Origin of the sequence: Bacteroides sp. 4_1_36 (genome assembly GCF_003466325.1) — a bacterium.
Classification (GTDB): Bacteria; Bacteroidota; Bacteroidia; order Bacteroidales; family Bacteroidaceae; genus Bacteroides; species Bacteroides uniformis.
In genome coordinates, this window is the sequence record NZ_QSOX01000005.1 from 1 (window position 1) to 19,012 (window position 19,012).

Annotated in this window: 15 protein-coding genes and 1 tRNA gene; 9 read left to right on the forward strand and 7 right to left on the reverse strand. The window is 46.3% G+C overall.

Annotated elements, in window-relative coordinates:
• Nucleotides 1-735 precede the first annotated feature (735 nt).
• Together DXD65_RS06840 and DXD65_RS06845 are read right to left on the reverse strand one after the other, a co-directional pair.
• The gene (locus DXD65_RS06840) at nucleotides 736-2,193 is read right to left on the reverse strand and encodes an aminoacyl-histidine dipeptidase (RefSeq protein WP_009037167.1); all 1,458 of its coding nucleotides are present in this window, start codon (nucleotides 2,191-2,193) and stop codon (nucleotides 736-738) included.
• A gap of 370 nt (nucleotides 2,194-2,563) precedes the next feature.
• Complete coding sequence (locus DXD65_RS06845) at nucleotides 2,564-3,550, reverse strand: lysylphosphatidylglycerol synthase transmembrane domain-containing protein (protein ID WP_009037168.1); 987 nt, start codon at nucleotides 3,548-3,550, stop codon at nucleotides 2,564-2,566.
• Nucleotides 3,551-3,685: 135 nt separating this feature from the next.
• On the opposite strand from DXD65_RS06845, the gene rsmA reads away from it, so the two are divergent.
• The 3 genes from rsmA (at nucleotide 3,686) to DXD65_RS06860 (ending at nucleotide 7,824) form a co-directional block, all read left to right on the forward strand.
• Nucleotides 3,686-4,480, forward strand: a complete 795-nt coding sequence (gene rsmA, locus DXD65_RS06850; RefSeq protein WP_005824025.1) for a 16S rRNA (adenine(1518)-N(6)/adenine(1519)-N(6))-dimethyltransferase RsmA — start codon at nucleotides 3,686-3,688, stop codon at nucleotides 4,478-4,480.
• A gap of 26 nt (nucleotides 4,481-4,506) precedes the next feature.
• The gene (gene mgtE / locus DXD65_RS06855) at nucleotides 4,507-5,853 is read left to right on the forward strand and encodes a magnesium transporter (RefSeq protein ID WP_005824027.1); all 1,347 of its coding nucleotides are present in this window, start codon (nucleotides 4,507-4,509) and stop codon (nucleotides 5,851-5,853) included.
• A 117-nt stretch (nucleotides 5,854-5,970) separates the two neighbouring features.
• Entirely contained in the window at nucleotides 5,971-7,824 is a 1,854-nt protein-coding gene (locus DXD65_RS06860; RefSeq protein ID WP_008665652.1) for a DUF349 domain-containing protein, read from the forward strand.
• A gap of 84 nt (nucleotides 7,825-7,908) precedes the next feature.
• Here the strand turns inward: DXD65_RS06860 and DXD65_RS06865 are convergent, their stop codons facing one another.
• Entirely contained in the window at nucleotides 7,909-9,087 is a 1,179-nt protein-coding gene (locus DXD65_RS06865; protein WP_005824030.1) for a phosphoribosylaminoimidazolecarboxamide formyltransferase, read from the reverse strand.
• Between the two features lie 182 nt (nucleotides 9,088-9,269).
• Nucleotides 9,270-9,340, reverse strand: a tRNA-Gln gene (locus DXD65_RS06870).
• A gap of 217 nt (nucleotides 9,341-9,557) precedes the next feature.
• On the opposite strand from DXD65_RS06870, the gene rsfS reads away from it, so the two are divergent.
• The 3 genes from rsfS to DXD65_RS06885 are packed head-to-tail and all read left to right on the forward strand — an operon-like array spanning nucleotide 9,558 to nucleotide 12,771.
• On the forward strand, nucleotides 9,558-9,917 hold the full coding sequence (gene rsfS / locus DXD65_RS06875) for a ribosome silencing factor (protein WP_005824036.1): 360 nt from the start codon (nucleotides 9,558-9,560) through the stop codon (nucleotides 9,915-9,917).
• A gap of 9 nt (nucleotides 9,918-9,926) precedes the next feature.
• Nucleotides 9,927-11,939, forward strand: coding sequence for an ATP-dependent zinc metalloprotease FtsH (gene ftsH / locus DXD65_RS06880; RefSeq protein WP_005824037.1), 2,013 nt, complete (start codon nucleotides 9,927-9,929; stop codon nucleotides 11,937-11,939).
• A complete protein-coding gene (locus DXD65_RS06885; RefSeq protein ID WP_005835184.1) occupies nucleotides 11,929-12,771 on the forward strand; it encodes a phosphatidate cytidylyltransferase in 843 nt (280 codons plus the stop codon). The genes ftsH and DXD65_RS06885 overlap by 11 nt, the downstream gene beginning before the upstream one ends.
• A gap of 117 nt (nucleotides 12,772-12,888) precedes the next feature.
• Here DXD65_RS06885 and DXD65_RS06890 read toward each other — a convergent pair whose 3' ends face one another.
• The 3 genes from DXD65_RS06890 to surE all read right to left on the reverse strand — a co-directional run bounded on the left by DXD65_RS06890 (nucleotide 12,889) and on the right by surE (nucleotide 15,671).
• Nucleotides 12,889-13,638: a NigD-like protein gene (locus DXD65_RS06890; RefSeq protein ID WP_005835182.1), complete on the reverse strand. Its 750-nt coding sequence runs from the start codon at nucleotides 13,636-13,638 to the stop codon at nucleotides 12,889-12,891.
• A 98-nt stretch (nucleotides 13,639-13,736) separates the two neighbouring features.
• On the reverse strand, nucleotides 13,737-14,882 hold the full coding sequence (lpxB, locus tag DXD65_RS06895; protein WP_005835179.1) for a lipid-A-disaccharide synthase: 1,146 nt from the start codon (nucleotides 14,880-14,882) through the stop codon (nucleotides 13,737-13,739).
• A gap of 24 nt (nucleotides 14,883-14,906) precedes the next feature.
• The gene (gene surE, locus DXD65_RS06900; protein ID WP_005824046.1) at nucleotides 14,907-15,671 is read right to left on the reverse strand and encodes a 5'/3'-nucleotidase SurE; all 765 of its coding nucleotides are present in this window, start codon (nucleotides 15,669-15,671) and stop codon (nucleotides 14,907-14,909) included.
• 157 nt (nucleotides 15,672-15,828) lie between these two features.
• Between surE and DXD65_RS06905 the strand changes: the two genes are divergently transcribed.
• From DXD65_RS06905 to DXD65_RS06915, 3 genes are all read left to right on the forward strand, one after another.
• Nucleotides 15,829-17,265 carry a DUF1080 domain-containing protein gene (locus DXD65_RS06905; RefSeq protein WP_057256532.1) on the forward strand — a complete coding sequence of 479 codons (1,437 nt, stop codon included), beginning with the start codon at nucleotides 15,829-15,831 and terminating at the stop codon, nucleotides 17,263-17,265.
• Between the two features lie 45 nt (nucleotides 17,266-17,310).
• Nucleotides 17,311-17,784 carry a DUF456 domain-containing protein gene (locus tag DXD65_RS06910; RefSeq protein ID WP_035450190.1) on the forward strand — a complete coding sequence of 158 codons (474 nt, stop codon included), beginning with the start codon at nucleotides 17,311-17,313 and terminating at the stop codon, nucleotides 17,782-17,784.
• Nucleotides 17,785-18,205: 421 nt separating this feature from the next.
• Nucleotides 18,206-18,976 carry a ParA family protein gene (locus DXD65_RS06915; protein ID WP_008665665.1) on the forward strand — a complete coding sequence of 257 codons (771 nt, stop codon included), beginning with the start codon at nucleotides 18,206-18,208 and terminating at the stop codon, nucleotides 18,974-18,976.
• Nucleotides 18,977-19,012 lie beyond the last annotated feature (36 nt).

The window sequence follows — 19,012 nt, forward strand, 5'->3', positions numbered from 1 at the left end:
TGAGAGGACGTTTAGACGCAAGAAGGACGCTGAAGAGCTTAGTTGCGGATTTGAGGATTAATAACAAAGGAAGTGAATAAAGTTCAAACAAATGTACTTTTGGACATAAAAAATCTTATTCTACTCCTACAAAAAAACAAGGGATATGTTTGCAAACATATCCCTTGTGCTATACTTAAATGTTAGTGTACTCACATTTGGAGGCTATAATATCTCATTGCCTCCATCCAATTCTTACCAGCTGCGGTAAGAATGTGCTTAAATGAATTTGCAATCTTCTTTTTCATAATCTTAAAAAATTAAACTAATACCTGAAAACTAAAATTCAATACTTCACGAAGGGGGGGGGGAATGCTTAAAGCATTACGTAACCCCAAATGTTCTTATCGGCTTCGCCGACATGCTTAAAAAAACTCTTTAACATTTTCATTTTGTTATCCTCCTAAAATCAATCTTGTTATCCTTAAAAAATCTACTAGTTTTCTATTGTTTTCATGTTTTACAACACAAAAATAGAGCCTTTGTTCAAGATAACAAGCAAAAAACGGATAGAAAACATGTTTTATAACATATTTCTTGACTTAGGTCAATTTTTAGGGAGAAAGTGCAAGGATATTGACATACCATTGTAATAAGTCTGGGACATTCTGGCAGAAAGAGGACAAACTGTCACAGACAAAAAAGGCAGGATACTTAATAAAGCACCCTGCCCCTATTCATTACATAAAGTATTCTCTACTTTTCAGGAGTCTGCTCCAATGTAGCCACCAAGAAATCATAGAACTTGGAAACAGTAGGAATTAACGCACGCTCGTCCGGTGAATGCGGAGAACGCAAAGTGGGACCGAAAGAAATCATATCGAGTCCTGGACAATTGGCACCAATAATACCGCATTCCAGACCTGCGTGAATAACCTTCACGGCAGGTTCCACACCAAACTGCTGCTTATAGGACAGCTTCATGGCATGCAGTATAGGAGAATCCACATTAGGCTGCCATCCGGAATAGCCACCACTCAATTCCACCTTCATACCTGCCATAGCGAAACAAGCTGTCAGGCTGTCTGCCAGGAAATCCTTCATCGTATCGCAAGAACTACGCGCCAAAATACGAACTTCGGCCTTACCGTCTGCAATGATTACGATAGCCAAATTGGAGGAAGTTTCTACAGTATCGGGAACAGTAGGAATCATACGCATCACACCATTCTGGCAAGCCATCAACACGTTAATCATATTATCCTGAATTTCTGAAGGAACAACGGCAGTGGGTAGAGTTACCTCTTCTATACTCAGGGTAATACCACTTTCAATCGGAGCATATTCGTCATTCAGTTGTGCCTCGTATTCCTTCATATAATCTTCCAAACCGTCCATATCCTCAGGATTGAACACCAATACCGCATGTGCTTCGCGGGGGATAGCATTACGCATATTACCACCTTCAAAACTTGCCAGCTGGGAGTCAAACTCAATCAGCAAATCATGTACGATGCGTGCCAGCAATTTATTGGCATTACCGCGCCCTTCATTGATTTCCAAACCGGAGTGACCGCCACGCAAACCTTTCAGCGTAATCTTACGGGCAACGAAATCGGCCATAGGCGTCTCCTCCTTATATTCCAAAGTAGCAGTAATATCAAGACCACCGGCACAGCCGATATAGAGTTCGCCTTCGTCCTCAGAGTCAAGGTTCAGCAGAATTTCCCCTTGCATAGTTCCGGGTTTCAAACCGAATGCACCATACATTCCCGTTTCTTCATCCTTGGTAATCAGGGCTTCCAATGGGCCATGCTTCAAGTTATTATCTTCGAGCACCGCCATAATGGCAGCTACTCCCAAACCATTATCTGCTCCCAGCGTGGTACCTTTGGCTTTCACCCAATCACCGTCAACATAGGTTTCAATGGGATCTGTTGTAAAATCGTGAATAGTATCGTTGTTCTTCTGAGGCACCATGTCCATATGCGCCTGAAGGATGATGCCTTTGCGGTTTTCCATACCCGGAGTGGCAGGCTTACGAATAATAACATTGCCGACCTCGTCGACAAATGATTCCAACCCCAAGCCTTTTCCAAAATCAATAAGGAATTTGGTAATCTTCTCCATATGTCCTGACGGACGGGGAATCTGGGTCAGTGAATAAAAGTGCTTCCATACATTCTGTGGAGCTAACTGTAAGATTGTACTCATAATTCTAAAAAGTTAGTTTTCGCAAATATAACGGTTTATTCTCGGAAAGTACAATAAACCGGGATTTTTCTAAAGTACTAAATCATCAGCTATCTTAAACATGGCTTTTACATCTTCACATATTGCGATAGAACATCTGCACCTAATATAGCTACCATATTTAGGAATTTCTCCCACTTCTATATCCAAGCAACAATATCGTTTAAAGAAACCAATCTTCCAACAACCTTTAGGCTTCAGTACTTATAAGGAAGTACTGAAGTACTTGCAAAGAAGTATTACAGTACTTTTAAAGGAGTACTCTCTATAAGTACTGTCTCTGTCCTCTAACACAAGAAGTGACAATATAGGAACCCACCACAAGAAACGTCTATTTCTTTGCCCTATTCGCCAATGCCAGGTGCAACGACCCGTAGATGCCTAACACTATCACCAGCAACGTCTGTATGCCATGCACTATCAGAGCAAATATACCCGCATCCGTAGCATTTACCCCATAAAGCATCATCATAGTGATGACAGCAAAGTGCCAGGGTCCTGCCCCGTTGGGCGTGGGAACAATGACTGCAAACGTTCCGCCGACAAACATCACCAGCCCGGCAAGGAAACTAAGGTGCTCCGTAAACTGGAAGCAATAGAAAGTTATATAGAAATGATAGAAATAGCATAGCCAAATAAGTAAAGTGTAAAGAACAAACAAAGGCACATTCTTCACATTCTTAAGCGACATCACACCTTCCCATATATTCAAGACTACTCCCTTTACCTTTTCAAAAAAAGAAAGCATACGCAACAGAAAATAGAGAAGTACCAAAACACCAATAATAGAAAAAAAAGCCACATAAAACCAAGGGGAAGTCACAAGATGCACCAGCGAAGGAATCTTGGTGCCCGTCTCCTCGAAAAAACGGAAAAAAACGGGCATCTGCACCAAAAAAGTAATCCCCGTAATCAGCAGAATGCAAAGCGTATCTACCAACCGCTCTGTCACCACCGTCCCCAAGGACTTCGCAAAGGAAACATTATCATATTTGGCAAGTACTCCACAACGTGAAACCTCTCCCACACGGGGCAGTACCAGATTGGTGGCATAAGATACGAAAATGGCATCGACGCAATCGCTTGTTTTGGGATGAGCATCCAGTGGCTCCAAAGTCTGCTTCCAACGCCAGCCTCGTAACACATGGCTCATCACACCGAAGAACAAGGACAACAACATCCACCACCAGTTCGTCTGATGAAGGAGAACTTCTTCTGCCTTTGAAAAGTCAAAATCACGATATACCCAATAGAGGATAAAACCACCTAATAAAATGGGTAAGATGATTTTCAATGTCTTTTTTAGCAGCTTATTCATACGATATTCCCAAATTCTTCATTCTTCATTCTTCATTCTTCATTGAAAAGAACTACCTTTGCTCCGTATAAAGACAGGTTGTTGTTCACACGACAGCCTACGTTTACGGAGCAAAAGTAATGATTTAGTTGATACATGAGAGTAGTTAAACCTAAAAAGTTTCTCGGGCAACACTTCCTGAAAGACCTGAAAGTGGCACAAGACATTGCCGACACGGTAGATGTCTGTCCCGAAATTCCCATCCTCGAAGTTGGTCCGGGAATGGGAGTACTGACCCAGTTTCTTCTGCCCAAAGAACGCAACGTCAAAGTAGTAGAACTGGACTACGAGTCAGTAGCCTACCTACGGGAAGCCTATCCGCAACTGGAAGACAACATTATTGAGGACGACTTCCTCAAAATGAACCTGCAACGGTTGTTTGGCGGGCAACCTTTTGTGCTGACGGGAAACTATCCTTATAATATCTCCAGCCAGATATTCTTCAAAATGCTGGAATATAAGGATCTGATTCCCTGCTGTACGGGTATGATACAAAAGGAAGTAGCCGAGCGCATAGCCGCCGGGCCGGGCAGCAAGACATACGGAATTCTAAGTGTACTGATACAAGCATGGTACAAAGTGGAGTACTTGTTTACGGTACACGAACATGTCTTCAACCCGCCCCCAAAAGTTAAAAGTGCCGTCATCTGCATGATGCGCAATGAAACGCACGATTTAGGCTGCGACGAGAAATTGTTCAAGCAAGTAGTGAAAACCACGTTCAACCAACGACGCAAGACTCTACGGAACTCCATAAAACCGATACTCGGCAAAGACTGTCCACTGACGGAGGACGTATTATTTAATAAACGCCCGGAACAACTGTCCGTACAGGAATTTATTCAGCTGACCAACCAAGTGGAACAGGCATTGAGAACGATTAATGATTAATGGTTAGTGATTAAACACGAACAATCATGGAAATAGACGAAGAATACATAGACAAAGTCAAAAGCCTGATAGAACAGAAAGACGCGGAAAACGTCAAAACACTTTTGACCGACCTTCACCCGGCAGATATTGCAGAACTGTGTAATGACCTCGGCTTGGAGGAAGCCCGCTTCGTTTACCGCCTCCTTGACAACGAAACGGCAGCGGACGTACTGGTTGAAATGGACGAAGACATCCGGAAAGAATTCCTGGAACTTCTTCCTTCGGAGACCATTGCCAAGCGTTTCGTGGATTATATGGACACGGACGATGCCGTAGACCTGATGCGCGAACTTGATGAAGACAAGCAGGAGGAAGTACTTTCGCACATCGAAGATATAGAACAAGCCGGTGACATCGTTGACCTGCTGAAATATGATGAAGACACTGCCGGTGGTTTGATGGGTACGGAAATGGTGACTGTCAATGAAAACTGGAGTATGCCGGAGTGCCTGAAGGAAATGCGCCTGCAAGCTGAAAAGCTGGATGAAATTTACTACGTATACGTCATCGACGACGAAGACCGTCTGCAAGGGGTATTCCCATTGAAGAAAATGATAACTTCCCCTTCTGTCTCCAAGGTAAAGCATGTGATGCGGAAAGATCCTATCTCCGTCCATGTAGATACCCCCATTGACGAAGTGGTACAAATCATCGAAAAGTATGACTTGGTGGCAGCTCCTGTTGTAGACAGTATCGGGCGTCTGGTAGGCCAGATTACCGTAGACGACGTTATGGACGAAGTCCGCGAACAGTCGGAACGTGATTACCAGCTGGCATCCGGTTTGTCCCAAGATGTAGAAACGGACGATAATGTCATGCGCCAAACTTCTGCTCGCCTTCCATGGTTACTTATCGGTATGTTAGGCGGTATAGGCAACTCCATGATATTGGGTAACTTCGACACGACTTTCGCCGCCCATCCGGAAATGGCCCTTTATATTCCGTTGATTGGTGGTACGGGGGGAAACGTGGGAACCCAGTCGTCTGCCATCATCGTGCAAGGCCTTGCCAACAGCTCACTGGATGCCAAAGACACCTTCAAGCAGGTAGCCAAGGAAGCAGTAGTGGCGGTCATCAATGCCACCATCATCTCCCTGCTGGTATACATCTATAATTTTATCCGGTTCGGAGCTACGGCTACGGTCACTTATTCCGTCTCCATCAGCCTCTTTGCAGTCGTCATGTTCGCCTCCATCTTCGGAACGCTGGTCCCCATGACTTTAGAGAAACTGAAGGTTGACCCGGCCATTGCCACCGGCCCGTTTATCTCCATTACCAATGACATTATAGGCATGATGCTGTACATGGGTATCACTGTCTTACTGTCATAAAAACAAGAAAATAGAAAAAAATCAAGGCAAATTGTATGAAGTAATCATTTTATTTCATTAATTTGTAGCCTAATGTAACCCGAACGGGAGGAACCCGTTTCTAAAAAAGTAAATACAATGACGGACACTCATGACACTAATCTCCCCGAAAAGCCGGTGGAATTAGAAGAAGAAAAGAAGACAGCAGAGGTTTCTGAACCGGCAACAACAGAAACTCCCGCTGAAGAAATCGTTTCGGAAAAGCCGGTAGAGCCAGTTCAGAAGCTCACGAAAGAGGAAATACTTGCCAAACTCAAAGAGGTGGTTGCAGACGTGGAGAACGTGGCAAAACCTGAAATAGACGGTTTGAAGCAATCTTTCTACAAGCTGCACAATGCTGAGCAGGAAGCGGCCAGAAAACTGTTCATTGAAAACGGAGGCGCCGCGGAGAACTTTGTTCCACAAACAGACAGTGTGGAAGAAGAGTTCAAGAATATCATGTCCGTCATCAAAGAAAAAAGAAGCGCACTCACAGCCGAACTGGAGAAGCAGAAGGAAATGAACCTGCAGGTAAAGCTTTCCATCATCGAAGAGCTGAAGGAGCTGGTTGAATCTCCAGATGACGCCAACAAGAGCTATACGGAGTTCAAGAAACTACAGCAGCAATGGAACGAAGTTAAACTCGTTCCGCAAGCTAAGGTCAACGAGCTTTGGAAAAACTACCAATTGTATGTTGAGAAATTCTATGACCTTCTGAAACTGAACAATGAATTCCGCGAATACGATTTCAAGAAGAATTTGGAAATCAAGACACATCTCTGTGAAGCTGCCGAAAAGCTGGCGGATGAAGCGGATGTAGTTTCAGCTTTCCATCAGTTACAGAAGCTACATCAAGAATTTCGTGATACAGGGCCGGTAGCCAAGGAACTACGCGACGAAATCTGGGCACGTTTCAAAGCTGCCTCTACAACCGTAAATCGACGTCACCAGCAACATTTCGAAGCATTGAAGGAAGTGGAACAACACAATCTTGACCAAAAGACCGTAATTTGCGAAATCATAGAAGCCATCGACTACAAAGAACTGACAAACTTTGCTTCTTGGGAGAGCAAAACGCAAGAAGTCATCGCACTTCAAAACAAATGGAAGACCATCGGTTTCGCTCCGCAAAAAATGAACGTGAAGATTTTCGAACGTTTCCGCAAAGCGTGCGACGAGTTCTTCCGTAAAAAGGGAGAGTTCTTCAAGACCCTGAAGGAAGGTATGAACGAAAACCTGGAAAAGAAGCGTGCCTTGTGCGAAAAAGCAGAAGCTCTTAAGGACAGTACCGACTGGAAAGTAACTGCCGATGAACTGACCAAACTTCAGAAAGAATGGAAAACCATCGGTCCGGTAGCAAAGAAATATTCGGATGCCGTATGGAAACGTTTCATCTCCGCTTGTGACTACTTCTTCGAACAAAAGAACAAAGCCACTTCTTCACAGCGCAGCGTAGAGCAGGAAAATCTGGAAAAGAAAAAAAACATCATCGAGAAACTGAATGCTATTGATGACCAAATGGATACGGAGGGAGCTACCCAATTGGTACGCGACCTCATGAAAGAGTGGAACGGCGTAGGACATGTACCTTTCAAAGAGAAAGACCGAATCTATAAGCAATACCATAGTCAGATAGACAAATTGTTTGAACGCTTCAACATCAGTGCCTCCAACAAGAAGCTAAGCAATTTCAAGTCGACTATCAGCTCCATTCAGGAAGGTAGTCCACAAGCCCTTTACCGGGAACGTGAGAAGCTGGTACGTGCCTTCGACAATATGAAGAACGAGCTCCAGACATATGAAAACAATCTCGGCTTCCTGACCACTTCTTCCAAGAAGGGAAATAGTCTGCTGACAGAAATCAACCGCAAGGTGGAAAAGCTGAAAGCAGACATCGAGCTTGTGAAAGAAAAGATAAAAGTGGTGGACGAGAACATCAAAAACCAAGGATAACGTAACAAGATAAGACTTAATAAAAAAGGAACCCGCCCCTACAGCTATGCAGCCGTGGGGGCGGGCCTACTTTTATACCCCTTATCAATGATGGAACAGACGGATACCCGTGAACGACATGGCAATGCCATATTTATCGCAAGTTTCAATCACATGGTCATCGCGTACAGAACCACCCGCTTGGGCAATGTAATCTACTCCACTCTTATGGGCACGCTCAATATTGTCTCCAAAAGGGAAGAATGCATCCGAACCCAAAGAAACACCTTTCAATGTATCCAACCAAGCCCGTTTTTCTTCACGGGTCAGCACTTCAGGTTTCTCCGTAAAGAACTGCTGCCAAACACCGTTAGCCAGCACATCGTCATGGTCTTCACTGATATAGACATCAATCGTATTATCACGGTCGGCACGGCGGATTTTCTCTACCCATGGCAAATTCAACACCTTCGGATGCTGGCGTAAATACCAAATGTCGGCCTTGTTGCCCGCCAAGCGAGTACAGTGGATACGGCTCTGCTGGCCGGCACCAATACCGATAGCCTGACCGTCCTTCACATAGCATACAGAATTCGACTGCGTATATTTCAAAGTGATAAGGGCTATCATCAAATCACGTTTCGCTGCTTCCGGGAAATTCTTATTCCGAGTAGGAATATTCGCAAAGAGTTCATCTCCATTCAGCTTTATCTCATTACGTCCCTGCTCAAACGTGATACCAAAGACATCCTTATGTTCAATCGGGGCAGGCTTATAGCCGGGACTTATCTGAATCACATTGTAAGTTCCTTTACGCTTTTCCCTCAAGATAGCCAGTGCTTCGTCCGTATACCCCGGAGCAATAACGCCATCCGAGACCTCGCGGTTAATAAAACGTGCAGTAGCCTCGTCGCACACATCACTCAAAGCGATAAAGTCACCATAGGAAGACATACGGTCGGCACCGCGGGCACGCACATATGCGCAAGCAAGCGGAGAGAGCGGAAGATTATCCACAAAATAAATCTTCTTCATTGTCTCGTTGAGTTCCAAGCCGATGGCGGCACCCGCCGGACTGACGTGCTTGAATGAAGTTGCAGCAGGCATACCGGTCGCCTCTTTCAGTTCCTTTACCAACTGCCATCCATTCAAGGCATCCATAAAATTAATATACCCCGGACGTCCATTCAAAACCTCAATAGGTAACTCCCCCTCCTGCATGAAAATGCGAGCCGGCTTCTGGTTAGGGTTACAGCCGTACTTCAGTGCTAATTCTTTTGCCATAAAATTCTGCTTTAATGTTGAAATGCTACAAATTTACAGAATATTTCCGGCTTACAGAAGCCTTGTCACTGAATTTGCCACCGAATACCTACACTGAAATTTTCGTACATGGTCGAAAAGCAACAAAAAACCACTAAAACTTGCGATTTTAGTGGTTTTTTGACTTAAATAAGGTAAGTTCGTTGGGCTACCTGGATTCGAACCAGGAATGACAGGACCAGAATCTGTAGTGTTACCATTACACCATAGCCCAATTGTTATTATTTCCGTTTTGCGGTTGCAAAGATACAAAGATTTCTATAAATCAAAACAAAAACGAGTATTTTTTTCGCAAAAAACTGATAAGATACCGTAATCCAAAGGATTATATAACTAAAAAAAATCAAAAATTGAAAGAGTTTTCCTCTTTTGCGTGTTTGATATGAGAAATCAACGTATATTTGTCAACTGTTTTAATATAATAATGTATAATGAACGAAACGAAGAAACTGATTCAACAGATAACAGAAGGTATTCAAGATAAAAAAGGAAAAAAAATCGTCATCGCAGATCTGACAAAAATCGACGATACAATATGCAATTATTTCGTCATCTGCCAAGGAAACTCTCCCAGCCAAGTGACAGCCATTGTAGAATCCATCAGGGACTTCACACGCAAGGGTGCCGATACCAAGCCCTTTGCCGTAGACGGGCTGCGCAATGCCGAATGGGTAGCTATGGACTACTCGGACATATTGGTGCATGTCTTCCTGCCTGAAACAAGGGAATTCTACAATCTGGAGCACCTATGGGCAGACGCCAAATTAACTCAAATTCCTGACCTCGATTAATCAAAACGTATGGACAATAATACCAACAAGAAACCCAATAAAGTGAATATGCCCAAGTTCAACCTGAACTGGCTGTATATGATTATAGCGATGATGTTGCTGGGGTTGTACCTGACCAATGAAAGTGGTACGGCAACTAAAAACATCTCTTATGATGAATTCCAGCAATATGTACGAGACGGTTATATAAGCAAAGTCATCGGCTACGACGACAATTCCGTCGAAGCATACGTCAAACCCCAGCACGTAGGAAACGTATTTCGCCAGGACTCCAGCCGCGTAGGCAAGAATCCGCTTATTACGACCGAGGCCCCCTCACGCGAGAGCCTGGGCAATTTCCTGCAAAAGGAAAGAGACGACGCCCACTTTGACGGCTCCATTAACTACGAAAAAAAGCGGAACTACTTCGGTGCCATTTTGTGGCAGATTCTCCCCTTTGCATTCCTTATCGGTTTCTGGATTTTCATGTCCCGCCGCATGAGCGGTGGTGGAGGCATGGGCGGAGGTGGAGGCATCTTCAGCGTAGGAAAGTCCAAGGCCCAATTGTTTGAAAAAGGTTCCCCCATCAAGATTACATTCAAGGATGTGGCAGGACTTGCTGAAGCCAAGCAAGAGGTAGAAGAAATTGTCGAGTTCTTGAAAGAGCCCCAGAAATATACCGATTTGGGAGGTAAGATACCCAAGGGCGCCTTGCTGGTAGGCCCTCCGGGAACCGGAAAGACCCTGCTTGCAAAGGCCGTGGCCGGAGAAGCCAACGTACCTTTCTTCTCTTTGGCAGGTTCCGACTTTGTGGAAATGTTTGTCGGCGTGGGAGCTTCCCGTGTCCGCGATTTGTTCCGCCAAGCAAAGGAAAAAGCGCCTTGTATCGTGTTCATCGACGAGATTGACGCTGTAGGGCGTGCCCGTGCCAAAGCAGCCGCTATGGGTGGCAACGACGAGCGCGAGAACACATTGAACCAGTTACTGACCGAGATGGACGGTTTCGGCTCCAATAGTGGTGTTATCATCTTAGCCGCCACCAACCGTGTGGACGTTTTGGATAAGGCATTGCTGCGCGCCGGACGTTTTGACCGCCAGATACATGTAGACCTACCCGACCTTAATGAGCGTAAGGAAGTATTCGGTGTACACCTGCGCCCCATCAAGATAGACAATAGTGTGGATGTAGACCTTCTGGCACGCCAGACTCCCGGATTCTCGGGGGCAGACATTGCCAATGTATGTAACGAAGCAGCTTTGATAGCCGCCCGCCACGGCAAGAAGTTCGTCGGAAAGCAAGACTTCCTGGATGCCGTAGACCGTATTGTGGGGGGATTAGAAAAGAAAACCAAAATCACTACCGAAGCCGAACGCCGTTCCATTGCTATACACGAAGCCGGCCATGCCAGCATCTCCTGGTTACTGGAATACGCCAATCCGCTGATTAAAGTAACCATTGTACCCCGTGGACGCGCTTTGGGCGCGGCTTGGTATCTGCCGGAAGAACGGCAAATCACCACTAAGGAACAGATGCTCGATGAGATGTGTGCCACCTTGGGAGGACGTGCCGCCGAAGACCTATTCTTAGGTAGAATATCCACCGGAGCCATGAATGACTTGGAACGCGTGACAAAGCAGGCGTACGGTATGATTGCCTATCTGGGTATGAGCGAAAAACTACCCAACCTCTGCTATTATAATAATGAGGAATATTCCTTCAACCGCCCGTATAGCGAAAAGACTGCGGAATTGATTGACGAAGAAGTGAAGCAGATGGTTAATGAACAGTACGAACGTGCCAAGAAAATATTGTCCGAAAACCAAGAAGGGCACAACCGGCTGGCACAACTGCTGATTGACAAAGAAGTAATCTTTGCCGAAGACGTTGAACACATCTTTGGGAAACGTCCATGGGCTTCCCGTTCGGAAGAAATCAGTGCAAACAAGACTGCTGCCGAACTGAAAAAAGCGGAGCAAGAAGAAGAGCAAAAAGCCATAGAAGCAGAAAAGGAAGTCAAGGAAGAAGAAAAGCATGAAAAATAACTTTATCCAACGTGCCGTTACCGGCGTGTTATTCGTCATAGTATTGGTGGGCTGTATTCTTTACAGCCCCCTTTCGTTCGGTATACTGTTCACCATTATCAACGCACTGAGCGTACATGAGTTTGCCCAATTAGTCAGCAAGAGCGGCGAAGTAAGCATAAACAAGACCATCACTGCATTGGGGGGAGCCTACCTTTTCCTTGCATTGATGAGTTTCTGTACCCAGCAGTCTGTAGGAGCACGAGTATTCCTTCCTTATTTGGGACTATTGCTCTACATGATGATTACGGAACTTTACCTCAAGAAAAAGAATCCGACGGGTAACTGGGCCTACTCCATGCTAAGCCAATTGTACGTGGCACTCCCCTTTGCCCTGCTGAACGTACTTGCTTTTCAGAATTCCCCGGAAACGGGCAGTGTGACCTACAACCCTATTCTACCGCTTTCCATTTTCGTATTTATCTGGTTGAGCGATACAGGTGCCTATTGCGTAGGTTCGCTGATAGGCAAACACCGTCTGTTCGAACGTATCTCACCTAAAAAATCCTGGGAGGGCAGCATCGGCGGCGGAATATTCTCCATCGCTTCCTCTCTTGGCTTTGCACATTTCTTTCCTTTTATGCCAGGATGGCAATGGGTAGGTCTGGCAATCGTTGTCGTCATTTTCGGCACTTGGGGCGATCTGACCGAATCACTCATGAAACGCCAATTGGGCATCAAGGATTCCGGTAACATTCTGCCGGGGCATGGAGGGATGCTCGACCGTTTCGACAGTGCCCTGATGGCAATTCCTGCAGCAGTTGTTTATCTATATGCCTTGACGATGTTCTAACGACGGCTCACATGACCAAACTTACATAAAACAGATATAAAAAGAGCACCCGGGCAAGATGAATGACATCAAAATCACGGGTGCTCTTTCTAACTATATACTCTCGCAAACTCTTTCTTACTTCAACTGCATATTGGACAAATCCACATTAGTAGTCAGCTTTTCATTACTCCCCGCAGTTTTCAAATCAAAGGTTACTTCCACCTCTCCATTCTCTTCTGAATTGAGTTTCAACTTGATGCCTTTGGTTTCAGAGGGGATGTCCAGACTGTTCAAGTTATAGGAGACAGCACCAGGACTACGACGTCCCGTCAGGTCATCATAGTCGTTATAGCGGAGTTCCAAATGGACGTATCCATCTTCGCCATACAAAGCATCATCTTCTTGCGGACGCACCAGGCTGATGCGGTGTTTATTATCAGTCGAAGATGGCAGGTTCTGCATGAAAAAAATGTTCATATAGCCACCACTGATGGTGATATCACCTTTATATATAAACACGGGGTCATTACCAAATTCCTCTTCGGTTTCGGGAGTCAGCGTCTCCACCTCTTTCGTCAAGACGTTCTGCAGACGCAGCAGCTTCACAGCATGGTCATATCCTGCATAGTTGTCCCACAAAGGATTGAACACGGTAATCACACGCTGCCCATCCACAGCATCATACCACCCTATGTCCGTATTCACCGGCCAGAGCGTCCCCCAAACATCGCAGTTTAAATAAAAGGCATTTCCCGTAACACGCACAGTGGCCCACAAAGGCGGGGTAAAATCACCCAAAGAATATCCGTCGTTATCATCACATGATTGCAAAGCGGGCATCACTGCCAAACATATTGCCATAAATAACCAATGTAGCTTTTTCATAATCAAAGTCCTTTTCATTTGTTTCTATATAGAAAATACAAAAGCCGGGCATTTACTGCACCGGCTTTTCCCATTTTAACAAATTCTTAATTTTTCGATTATTCTTCCCTCCTCCTCAGTAATGCCACCATCTCGCGGGCAGCATGTTTGGGTGCCCCTGCCTCTCCCAGACAGGATGCCATATACTCATATCCCTCGAGCATCTGACGGCGGTATTCCTTATCGTACAAAATGCGGTTCAGCTCCGAGCGTACCTGCTCTACCGTCATGGTATCTGCAACCAGCTCTTTCACCACCTCCCGGTTGGCTATGAGATTGACCAGGGAAATGTACTTCACTTTCAGTATATGCCGTTTCAGGAAAGCGATAACCTTCCCTATCGGAGTATGGTAACATACCGCTTGCGGCACACGAAACAGAGCTGTTTCCAGCGTTGCCGTCCCCGAAGTGACCAGTGCAGCCTCTGCCTGCCTCAACAAAGGGAATGTCTTGTTGAAGATAATCTTCACGTCCACCCCACCCACATAACGTTTGTAATACTCGGGGGAAATACCCGGAGCACCGGCCAGCACCAGTTGATAATCGGGAAAAGAAGCTGCCGCACGAAGCATGTCGGGCAGATTGTCCTTGATTTCCTGCTTGCGGCTACCAGCCAGCAGAGCAATAACGGGTTTGGCCGAAAGTCCGTTTGCCCGGACAAAGTCGTCGAATGTCTCTGAGCTGGAAGCAAGAAAAGCCGTCACTTCATCCACTGTCGGATTGCCGACATAATGTATCGGATACCCGTGCTTCCCTTCAAAAAACTCCACCTCGAACGGTAGGATGGAGAACAGCTCATCCACATCCCGTTTAATATTCTTGATGCGGTATTCCTTCCATGCCCAAATCTTGGGAGAAATATAATAAAAGACAGGAATCCTTGTGTTGGCATGGACAAACTTGGCTATATCCAGATTAAAGCCCGGATAGTCCACCAAAATCAGCACATCCGGCTGCCACGTAACAATGTCCTCCTTGCAGCGCTTCATATTGGCAAAGATGGTGCGCAGATGCAGCAGTACGGGAATGAACCCCATATACGCCAACTCTTTGTAATGCTTCACCATCACACCGCCCACTGCAGCCATGAGGTCGCCTCCGAAGAAACGGAACTCCGCTTGCGAGTCCTCCTCCTTCAATGCAGCCATCAGATGGGAGGCATGCAGGTCGCCGGAAGCTTCACCGACAATCAAGTAATACTTCATATCAATTGATAATTGTCAATTAATTCAGAACCATGCTTTCAGTTCATCAATCAAGCCGTATGCCGTTGCATCCACCGTGGTCGGGGTGATTGCCACATAACCGTTATCAAGCGCCCAATGGTCATTCTTCTCATTTTCGGCATCGTTGTTCTCAAACTCGCCGGTCAGCCAGTAGTAATGGGCATCTCCTCTATGGGCAAAGTTTTCCCATTCATTGGTCCATTGCCCCTTGGTTTGTTCGCAAATCTTCACACCCTTCAATTCTTTGGTATCGGGGAAGTTGACATTGAGGCATGTCAACGGAGGGAGTCCTTTCTCCAATACCAGCCGGGCTATCTCGCGGATGTAAGGACCTGCAGGTTCAAAATCAGCGTTCGGCTCATGGTTGCAAAGGGAGAATCCGATGGAAGGCACTCCTTTCAGGCATCCCTCTATCACAACGCCCATCGTACCGGAATAATGCAGGTTTACAGAAGAATTGTCGCCGTGGTTGATGCCGCCTACCACCAAGTCGGGCTTGCGGTCGAGCACCGTATGAAAAGCCAGCTTCACACAATCGGTCGGCGTACCGGAACACTTGTATACCGTCAGCCCAACATCCTTACGGACCAACTGGTAGTGGATAGGTTCCGTTACAGTCAGCGCACACGCACTTCCAGAGCGAGGTGCATCCGGCGCCATTACCACAATCTCGCCCAGCGGACGGAGGAATTTGATTAACTCGCTAATACCTTTCGCAATGATGCCGTCATCATTGGAAATCAATATCAAAGGTCTCTGATTTTCCATAACTTTCTTTTTTATTATCGTGCAAAAGTAGCTAAAAAGGCTTTAAACAGAATACTACAAAGATAATAATTCTTTTGTATTCAAAGATATTTTCAGAAAAGGCTAACTTTGTACCGACAATAATTGGAATATAATCATTCATAAAATCCATGCTATAATGAACACTTCTTGCCATTCTACCATTGCTGCACGCATCGAGACGGCAGCTGCCGCAATTATTCTGTTTCTAACAACCCTGACAAGCTGTGGCAGGAGCAGTTCTCCCGAGCCACTTGACCAATGGAATGACGGGACATCTACGCTTCACACGGCAGACCCGGTCATTGCAGAAGGCCGGAAGCTCTTCAACGACAAAGAATACCAAAATTTCCGACTCACCGGAGAAGCCCTCACACAACCCGGCTCCGAAGCAGGCCTCCTCTTTCATACGGACGGCGAGTCCGGTTATGAAGTGATATTCCGTAACGGAGACATCGACGGCACACGCAAGAGCGGCTCACTCGCCTCGGTGCGCAACCTCTATCGCTCACTCGCAAAAGATGGAGAATGGTTTGACTTCGAGATAACCGTACGCGGACAAAACATCATTGTCTGCATTAACGGAACCGAAGTTGTTTGTTATACCGAACCCGGACACCCATATCGCACAGAGGAGCACGCCCGGCAACTGCTGAGTCAAGGTTCCATTGCCCTGCAAGGCATACACGGCGAAGTGTCATTCCGGAATCTCGCCATCGAACGGCTTGCCAAGGAGGCACGCAACGAAGCCGACACGCTTGCTCCGGTAGACGAGCGCACGGATGAGATAATCAGGCTACAGCAGCACGATTTCCCAGTTATAGACTATCACGTTCACTTGAAAGGAGGGCTGACGAAGGAAATGGCACACGCCATGTCCATGAATTACGGTATCAACTATGGTGTCGCCCCCAATGCCGGAGAAGGAGGCGTAGGACGTATGCTGGCCGATGACAAAGAAGTGTACGACTATTTTAATGAAGTAAAAGGGATGCCATTCCTGTGCGGTGTACAAGGTGAGGGACGCAAATGGACGGCAACTTTCTCGCAGGAAGCTTTGGGGATTTTCGATTACCTGTTTACCGACGCCATGACCATCATAGACCACAAGGGACGTAATTCGCGCATCTACCGGGCCGAAGAAGCACTCTTTGATGACATTACGCTTGAACAGTATATGGACCACCTTGTCGACCAAACAGTCCTGATTCTGACCAACGAGCCAGCCGACATTTATGCCAACCCTACCTTCTTGCCCGATACTATGGCGCATGATTACGACAAGTACTGGACGGACGGACGCATTGAACGCGTATTGAATGTATTGCAACAACATGGAATCGCTCTGGAAATCAATGCACGCTACCGGATTCCCAGTTTCGAGATTATCCGTCGCGCCAAAGCACGTGGAATCAAATTCACATTCGGTACAAACAATGTCGATGCCGACTTCGGACGACTGGAATACTGCGCCGAAGCCATCAAGCAATGTGGCCTCACAGCCGACGATATATGGTTCCCGTCGATGAGCACACGCCGCTCCCGCCCCATTGTCATATACAACCGATTCGAGTAGCAGGGAACAACCGCTGCCATCTTCACCAACAGAAACGATACACCTATGGACATTCTTCTCATCATCTTGGGCATCCTCTGCCTGATTGTCGGATTGGCAGGCTGCATCCTGCCTATGATTCCGGGACCGCCCGTAGCCTATGCAGGCTTGTTGCTTCTACATTTCACGGACAAGGCGCAGTTTTCCACCACGCAGTTACTTTTATGGCTGGCAGCAGTCGTCCTTGTACAGATACTGGATTATTTCGTCCCGATGCTGGGCAGCAAATACAGCGGAGGCAGTCGGTGGGGAACGCGCGGCTGCCTCATAGGCACCATCGTAGGGTTGTTCTTCATGCCTTGGGGCATCATCCTCGGCCCCTTTCTCGGAGCCTTTGCCGGCGAACTGATGGGAGGCAGCAAGACAGACCAGGCCTTGAAATCGGGGCTGGGCTCGCTGCTTGGATTCTTGCTGGGCACAGTAGTGAAATGTGTGATGAGTGCGTACTTCTGCTGGGAGTTCGTCAAAGCCTTGGTCTGACACCAGCTCCTCTCCTTCTGCCCGGGAACAACTTATCCCCCGACCATCTTCCACACGGTAGTCCATCTGCATGAGATGTACATCTCGAGCAACATGAGATGCACGTTTCAAACAACACGAGATGTACATCTCATGCAAGTAGAGAGAATAGTCCAAGCCAATGTCTTCCATTGGTTTACAAATCTTAATCTTCTGCAAGCGAGACAAAAAATCAGCTTCATTTCAAGATAAATACGTATATTTGCCCACTAAACAGAGAAAGAACGCTTTACGCGCAATTTACAAGAAGAAAAACAGCGGTAAACGTCTGTGAGTTATTAACAAAACAGCCGACTTATCAACCGTTTTTGCAATCTTTCTCCAAATTTGTAGGCGCTATCCGGAATTATCACTTATTTCGCTGCCAATAAATATTGAGATTATGGGAAAAATAATTGCTATGGCTAACCAAAAGGGTGGTGTAGGCAAGACTACGACGACAATCAACCTCGCAGCCTCACTCGCCACGCTTGAAAAGAAAGTGCTCGTTGTAGATGCCGACCCGCAGGCCAATGCCTCCTCAGGATTGGGTGTGGACATCAAGCAGTCGGAATGTACTATCTACGAGTGCATTATTGACCGTGCAGACGTACGCGAGGCCCTTCATGACACGGAGATAGACACACTGAAGGTAATCTCCTCCCACATCAATCTGGTAGGTGCCGAAATAGAGATGCTCAATCTGAAAAACCGCGAAAAGATACTGAAAGAAGTACTCGCTCCGCTGAAGAATGAGTTTGATTATATCTTGATAGACTGTTCCCCGTCTTTGGGTCTGATTACGGTCAACGCACTGACTGCCGCCGATTCGGTAATCATCCCCGTACAAGCGGAATATTTTGCACTGGAAGGCATCAGCAAATTGCTGAATACCATTAAAATCATCAAGTCCAAGCTGAACCCTGCCCTCGAAATCGAAGGCTTCCTGCTGACGATGTACGACTCGCGCCTGCGCCAGGCCAACCAGATTTACGATGAAGTGAAACGCCACTTCCAGGAATTGGTATTCAACACCGTCATCCAGCGCAATGTGAAACTGAGCGAAGCTCCCAGCTACGGCCTGCCCACCATTCTCTATGACGCAGACTCAACCGGAGCCAAAAACCACATGGCACTTGCCAAGGAATTGATAAGCAGAAACGAAAAGAAGTGATTATAGTGGTTAGTGATTAATGATTAGTGATAAATA

What these genes read in the sequence shown, in the direction of transcription:
- DXD65_RS06840 (WP_009037167.1), bottom strand. Translation starts at nt 2,193, where the DNA reads ATGAGTACAATCTTACAGTTAGCTCCACAGAATGTATGGAAGCACTTT.
- DXD65_RS06845 (WP_009037168.1), bottom strand. Translation starts at nt 3,550, where the DNA reads ATGAATAAGCTGCTAAAAAAGACATTGAAAATCATCTTACCCATTTTA.
- rsmA (WP_005824025.1), top strand. Translation starts at nt 3,686, where the DNA reads ATGAGAGTAGTTAAACCTAAAAAGTTTCTCGGGCAACACTTCCTGAAA.
- mgtE (WP_005824027.1), top strand. Translation starts at nt 4,507, where the DNA reads ATGGAAATAGACGAAGAATACATAGACAAAGTCAAAAGCCTGATAGAA.
- DXD65_RS06860 (WP_008665652.1), top strand. Translation starts at nt 5,971, where the DNA reads ATGACGGACACTCATGACACTAATCTCCCCGAAAAGCCGGTGGAATTA.
- DXD65_RS06865 (WP_005824030.1), bottom strand. Translation starts at nt 9,087, where the DNA reads ATGGCAAAAGAATTAGCACTGAAGTACGGCTGTAACCCTAACCAGAAG.
- rsfS (WP_005824036.1), top strand. Translation starts at nt 9,558, where the DNA reads ATGAACGAAACGAAGAAACTGATTCAACAGATAACAGAAGGTATTCAA.
- ftsH (WP_005824037.1), top strand. Translation starts at nt 9,927, where the DNA reads ATGGACAATAATACCAACAAGAAACCCAATAAAGTGAATATGCCCAAG.
- DXD65_RS06885 (WP_005835184.1), top strand. Translation starts at nt 11,929, where the DNA reads ATGAAAAATAACTTTATCCAACGTGCCGTTACCGGCGTGTTATTCGTC.
- DXD65_RS06890 (WP_005835182.1), bottom strand. Translation starts at nt 13,638, where the DNA reads ATGAAAAAGCTACATTGGTTATTTATGGCAATATGTTTGGCAGTGATG.
- lpxB (WP_005835179.1), bottom strand. Translation starts at nt 14,882, where the DNA reads ATGAAGTATTACTTGATTGTCGGTGAAGCTTCCGGCGACCTGCATGCC.
- surE (WP_005824046.1), bottom strand. Translation starts at nt 15,671, where the DNA reads ATGGAAAATCAGAGACCTTTGATATTGATTTCCAATGATGACGGCATC.
- DXD65_RS06905 (WP_057256532.1), top strand. Translation starts at nt 15,829, where the DNA reads ATGAACACTTCTTGCCATTCTACCATTGCTGCACGCATCGAGACGGCA.
- DXD65_RS06910 (WP_035450190.1), top strand. Translation starts at nt 17,311, where the DNA reads ATGGACATTCTTCTCATCATCTTGGGCATCCTCTGCCTGATTGTCGGA.
- DXD65_RS06915 (WP_008665665.1), top strand. Translation starts at nt 18,206, where the DNA reads ATGGGAAAAATAATTGCTATGGCTAACCAAAAGGGTGGTGTAGGCAAG.